At 63.4% G+C, this 4,221-nt stretch carries 7 protein-coding genes; 5 read left to right on the top strand and 2 right to left on the bottom strand.

Translation table 11 applies throughout. The features are described from left to right. The 4 genes from EOA29_RS27340 to EOA29_RS27325 form a co-directional block, all read left to right on the top strand. A partial coding sequence (locus tag EOA29_RS27340) for an ATP-dependent helicase (protein WP_145969822.1) occupies positions 1-768 on the top strand: 768 nt, incomplete at its 5' end. Positions 769-902: 134 nt separating this feature from the next. Then, entirely contained in the window at positions 903-1,247 is a 345-nt protein-coding gene (locus tag EOA29_RS27335; protein WP_126095467.1) for a hypothetical protein, read from the top strand. 62 nt (positions 1,248-1,309) lie between these two features. Beyond that, on the top strand, positions 1,310-1,495 hold the full coding sequence (locus EOA29_RS27330; RefSeq protein WP_127221874.1) for a hypothetical protein: 186 nt from the start codon (positions 1,310-1,312) through the stop codon (positions 1,493-1,495). 128 nt (positions 1,496-1,623) lie between these two features. Continuing rightward, positions 1,624-1,926, top strand: coding sequence for a DUF982 domain-containing protein (locus EOA29_RS27325; protein ID WP_126095469.1), 303 nt, complete (start codon positions 1,624-1,626; stop codon positions 1,924-1,926). A 275-nt stretch (positions 1,927-2,201) separates the two neighbouring features. Here the strand turns inward: EOA29_RS27325 and EOA29_RS27320 are convergent, their stop codons facing one another. Both EOA29_RS27320 and EOA29_RS27315 read right to left on the bottom strand, forming a co-directional pair. Continuing rightward, positions 2,202-2,987, bottom strand: a complete 786-nt coding sequence (locus tag EOA29_RS27320) for a GGDEF domain-containing protein (RefSeq protein WP_126095470.1) — start codon at positions 2,985-2,987, stop codon at positions 2,202-2,204. Positions 2,988-3,081: 94 nt separating this feature from the next. Beyond that, the gene (locus tag EOA29_RS27315; protein ID WP_126095471.1) at positions 3,082-3,591 is read right to left on the bottom strand and encodes a DinB family protein; all 510 of its coding nucleotides are present in this window, start codon (positions 3,589-3,591) and stop codon (positions 3,082-3,084) included. Positions 3,592-3,645: 54 nt separating this feature from the next. Between EOA29_RS27315 and EOA29_RS27310 the strand changes: the two genes are divergently transcribed. Further along, positions 3,646-4,221 (top strand): glutathione S-transferase family protein (locus EOA29_RS27310; RefSeq protein ID WP_145969821.1); only part of this gene is annotated, 576 nt, incomplete at its 3' end.

Here is a 4,221-nt window from a genome sequence, read left to right as displayed (position 1 = left end):
CTGCAGCTTATGCCGGGCATCGGCCCTTCCGCCGCCTCGCAGATCGTCGAGGCGATGGCCACCTCGCTGGACGAGACGATGGGCCTTGCCCGCTTCCGGCCGCCTCAGCGCGCGGCAGAGGACTGGCCGGTCTTCCTCGACATCTACAGCGGGCTGCGTGCCGGTCCCAAATGGCCGGCCGACCTCGAACGGATCAGGCTGTGGTACGAGCCGCATATGGAACGCATCCATGAGGATGCGATCACCCGCCGGGCCGACCTGTTGCAGCTCGAGCAGATCGCGTCCGGCTACCCCTCGCGCGAGCGCTTCCTCACTGAGCTCACGCTCGACCCGCCGGATGCCACCAGCGACCAGGCCGGACCGCCGCATCGCGACGAGGATTATCTGATCCTGTCGACCATCCATTCGGCCAAGGGCCAGGAGTGGAAGAACGTCTTCGTGCTCAACACCGTCGACGGCTGCATCCCCGCCGATCTCGGCGTCGGCACCAAGGAGGACATCGAGGAGGAGCGCCGGCTGCTCTATGTGGCGATGACGCGGGCGAAGGACAGCCTGCATCTGGTGGTGCCGCAGCGCTTTTATCCGCACAACCAGCCGGTGCGCGGCGACCGCCACATCTATGCCTCGCGCACCCGCTTCATCCCGGCCTCGATGCTTTCAGCCTTCGAGCAGACGTCGTGGGCGAGCGCGCGCATGGCGAACGATCCGCGGACCCAACCCCAGGTCAAGGTCGATCTCGGCGCGCGCATGCGCGGCATGTGGAAATAGCGTCCGCCCCGAGCATCGCCGAACCCTCCACCCCAACTCGCCAAGCCGCTCGCGGCCGGTTTGCGGCCTTCTCCATGGAACTTTTCACCCGGCAACGGATTTCCGTTAGTAAAATCTAATGCAAGGAGGCAGTTATGAAGAATCTCATTCTCGCCGCCATGATGGGCGTGGCTAGCTTGGCGCCAATGACGGTTCCGACACAGGCAGTAAGCCTGACCATAACCACCGACGACGGCATGGGCAGATACGATGACGATTACTACTGGCGCCGCCATCACATGCGCGACGAGTGGCGCTACAGAGACCGATACGAGATGCGCGACGATTGGCGCTACAGAGGCCGATATGAGATGCGAGGCGGATACCGCTACGGCCACAATCGCGACTGCATGGTCAGGGTGCACAAACGCTGGCATCACCACCACTGGGTCGTGAATAGAGTCTGGAGCTGCGGCCTCCACAGAGGCTGGAGGGACTAGCTCGGGATGCTATGGTCGACGCGTGACGCAGGCCTCGAGCCTCCCATGAAAACAGGTGGAAAATGCGCTTGATTCCATCGACGATGAGTTGGCGGCAGCGGCTCGGTGAACTGGCGGGCCAACTTTTCGTCAACATCGCCGCGGCGCTGATCGCAGGGATCGCGATCCTCTTGCTGGTGTTGTCGGCGCACTACCAGGTTCCGCAACTTCCACCGGAAGTGGCAATCACCGCCGGCGCCGGCCAATAGCTCTGGCGGGGCAGGCGCGAAAAGATCCCCGAACGTGGAACCTCGCGCCGCAAGGCGCGTTGTGTGGCGTCCTACCCCAAGACCGAGGGTGGCAGCCCGCCATCCTCTGCCCAATCCGAGAGGTCTAAATGTACGACAGGATGTCCTTCGCCCCGGTCGCGCTCAGTGTCGGCGCCGGCCACAAACGCATGATAGCCTCGCTGTCCGACATGCATGTGTTCCTGACCGAGTTCCCGCCGTCGCGCCGGCGGCTGAGCTACGGCGTCGCGGTGAAGGCCTGCGAAGCCGCACGGGCCGGAGAAATTTCCGTCGAATCGGCGCGCGACGCGCTGGTCACCTTCGCGGTGACGGCCGGCATCCTGTGGCCGTCCGACCAGCCGATCGTCTCGGTGAAGCCAGTCGCGCGCGCCCATGGTGGCTTCGCCGCCTGATATTGGCAGGCCCCGCACAGCCCGATGGAGGGCCCGCCAGACCCGCCTGAGATGATTTTCTCGGGCGGGTTTTTCTCGTTCAACCCAGCCTTCCGCTGCCCCGGCCAGATTCCACGAAAGTTTTCCGGCGCTGCGTGAAACATCGCATAGAACATACCACTGCGTGAAGCAGCGCACAGAACGGTCCCTTGCGTGAAACATCGCACAGAACATTCGCCTTGCCGGTGCAGGTTTGCGAACGTGCGGCAAAGAAGCGGATGTTTTCGCGCAACCTATCAATGGAACGTGCTGGAGACGTCGTCCAACAACACGTTGCGCGGACTTTCGAAGCTTACCTGGTCACGCCCGTTCGACTTCGCCTTGTAGAGATGCCTGTCGGCGACCTGGAACATGTGGTGATAGGTGGTGGGTCCGTTGAAGGCGACGCCGCCGATGCTGACCGAGAGAGGCCATGGCTGCCCGCCGGGCGCGAACCCGGCCTCGCGGATGCCCAGCCTGATCGATTCCGCGACCAGGAAGGAGCGCGTCGCATCGGCGCCCGGAAGAAAGACCGCGAATTCCTCGCCGCCGATGCGCCCGACGATGTCGGGGCCGTGAAGTTGGCCCTGGATCGTCCTGGCGATCAGCTTCAGCGCCTGATCGCCGCAATCGTGGCCGAGACGGTCGTTGATCGACTTGAAATGATCGGCGTCCACGATCAGCAGCGCGCCGGTATCGGCGACGGCATGGCCGCGCGCCTGCTCTAGATAGGCTTCCACCAGCATCGAGAAGGCGCCGCGGTTGAAGACGGCCGTCAGGCTGTCGGTCGCGGCGACGATGCTGAGCTCTTTCTGGGCGATCGCCAACTGGCGCATCTTCCACATCAGGAAGAACAGGAAGGAGCCGCCAAGGACGAGCGGCAGGAACAGGTCGGTGAGCTCTGCCCAGAGCAGCGCGTCCGGCGACAGCGAGGGAAAGTTGAAGGAATCGACAAAGAAGGCCGCGGCAATGAAGAAGGCCGTGCCGGCGAAGGTGACCAGCGCTACCCTGCCCCAACTCGTGGGGGACAAATCGATGCGCATGTCATTGCTCCCACTGCGACTGGCCTATTGTGGAGCGCGAGCGCAAACGAAGTCCTAATATATTAGCTTCAATGCAAGCTTGGTTAACAAGCAATCAGGCGTAGGCGCGGCCTTCCTCGGAGCGCTGGAACAGCATCAGGTCGAGCGGCACCGAGGGCCTGCCGAGCACGGTGAGGCACATATGCGCCTGGCCGCGATGGTGGGTCTGGTGATTGAAAAGATGGCTGAGCGCCGGCGCCAGCCGCTGCGAGACGGTGCGCATGTCGGTCGTCATATAAGAAAAACGTCCAGTGAACGCCTTGTCGGTCATGCCGCTCACCCAGTCGACGATCCTCCTGTCCTCGGCCTCGCGTGCCAAGCGCAAGCCTGGGAAAGCGCGATGGAGGATCGTCGCAAGGTTTGAGGGCGCGTCGCCCTCACCCGTAAAGCGCTTCATCCAGACTCGGTCGGTGACGAGCAGATGGTTGAGCGTGCCAAGCATCGAGCCGAAGAAGGCGCCGACGTCGCGAGCGAGCTCCTCCTCGTTGAGGTCGGCGGCGGCATCGTAAATGCGCGCGTTGGCCCATTGATTGTAGGCTGCAAACATCATGAAATGCTGTTTCATTCTTCCATCCGGCTCGCAACGAATCCCGGCTCTTCGTAACCCGCAGGAACCGCAATGACCATTCTCTTCTATGACCTCGTCGGCCACGACACCCAACGCCCGTTCAGCCCGCATTGCTGGAAGGCGAAGATGGCGCTGGCGCACAAGGGACTCGACGCCACCAAGGTGCCGACGCGCTTCCTGGAAGTGCCGAAGGTCGAAGGCGGCGTCTCGAAGACGGTGCCGGTGATCCGCGACGGCGACCGCGTGGTGGCCGATTCCTTCGCCATCGCGCTCTATCTCGACGAGGCCTATCCGGAGCGGCCGGCGCTGTTTGCCGGCGAAGGCGGCAAGGCGATGGCGCGCTTCATCGAGCGCTGGTCGCAACTCACCATCCATCCCTACGTCACAAGCGTAGCGCTTACCGACCTGCATGGCATGCAGGACGAGGCGAACGCGGCGTATTTCCGCGAGAATCGCGAGCAGCGCTTGGGCAAGAAGCTGGAAGAGGTGGTGGCGGGCCGTGATGCGGGACTGGCAGGCTTCCGCGCCTCGCTGGAGCCGCTGCGCTCGATGCTGACCTACCAGCCCTTCATCGGCGGGAGCTCGCCGCTGTTTGCCGACTACATCGTGTTCGGGGCGCTGCAATGG

Origin of the sequence: Mesorhizobium sp. M1E.F.Ca.ET.063.01.1.1, assembly GCF_003998155.1 — a bacterium.
Lineage (GTDB): Bacteria > Pseudomonadota > Alphaproteobacteria > Rhizobiales > Rhizobiaceae > Mesorhizobium.
The sequence above is the reverse complement of the archived record's forward strand: the minus strand, read 5'-3'. Positions and strand labels throughout refer to the sequence as shown.

Bases quoted from the DNA above. Each gene is read 5' to 3' on its own strand.
- EOA29_RS27315 (WP_126095471.1), bottom strand. From the start codon at position 3,591: ATGAAACAGCATTTCATGATGTTTGCAGCCTACAATCAATGGGCCAAC.
- EOA29_RS27325 (WP_126095469.1), top strand. From the start codon at position 1,624: ATGTACGACAGGATGTCCTTCGCCCCGGTCGCGCTCAGTGTCGGCGCC.
- EOA29_RS27335 (WP_126095467.1), top strand. From the start codon at position 903: ATGAAGAATCTCATTCTCGCCGCCATGATGGGCGTGGCTAGCTTGGCG.
- EOA29_RS27320 (WP_126095470.1), bottom strand. From the start codon at position 2,987: ATGCGCATCGATTTGTCCCCCACGAGTTGGGGCAGGGTAGCGCTGGTC.
- EOA29_RS27330 (WP_127221874.1), top strand. From the start codon at position 1,310: ATGCGCTTGATTCCATCGACGATGAGTTGGCGGCAGCGGCTCGGTGAA.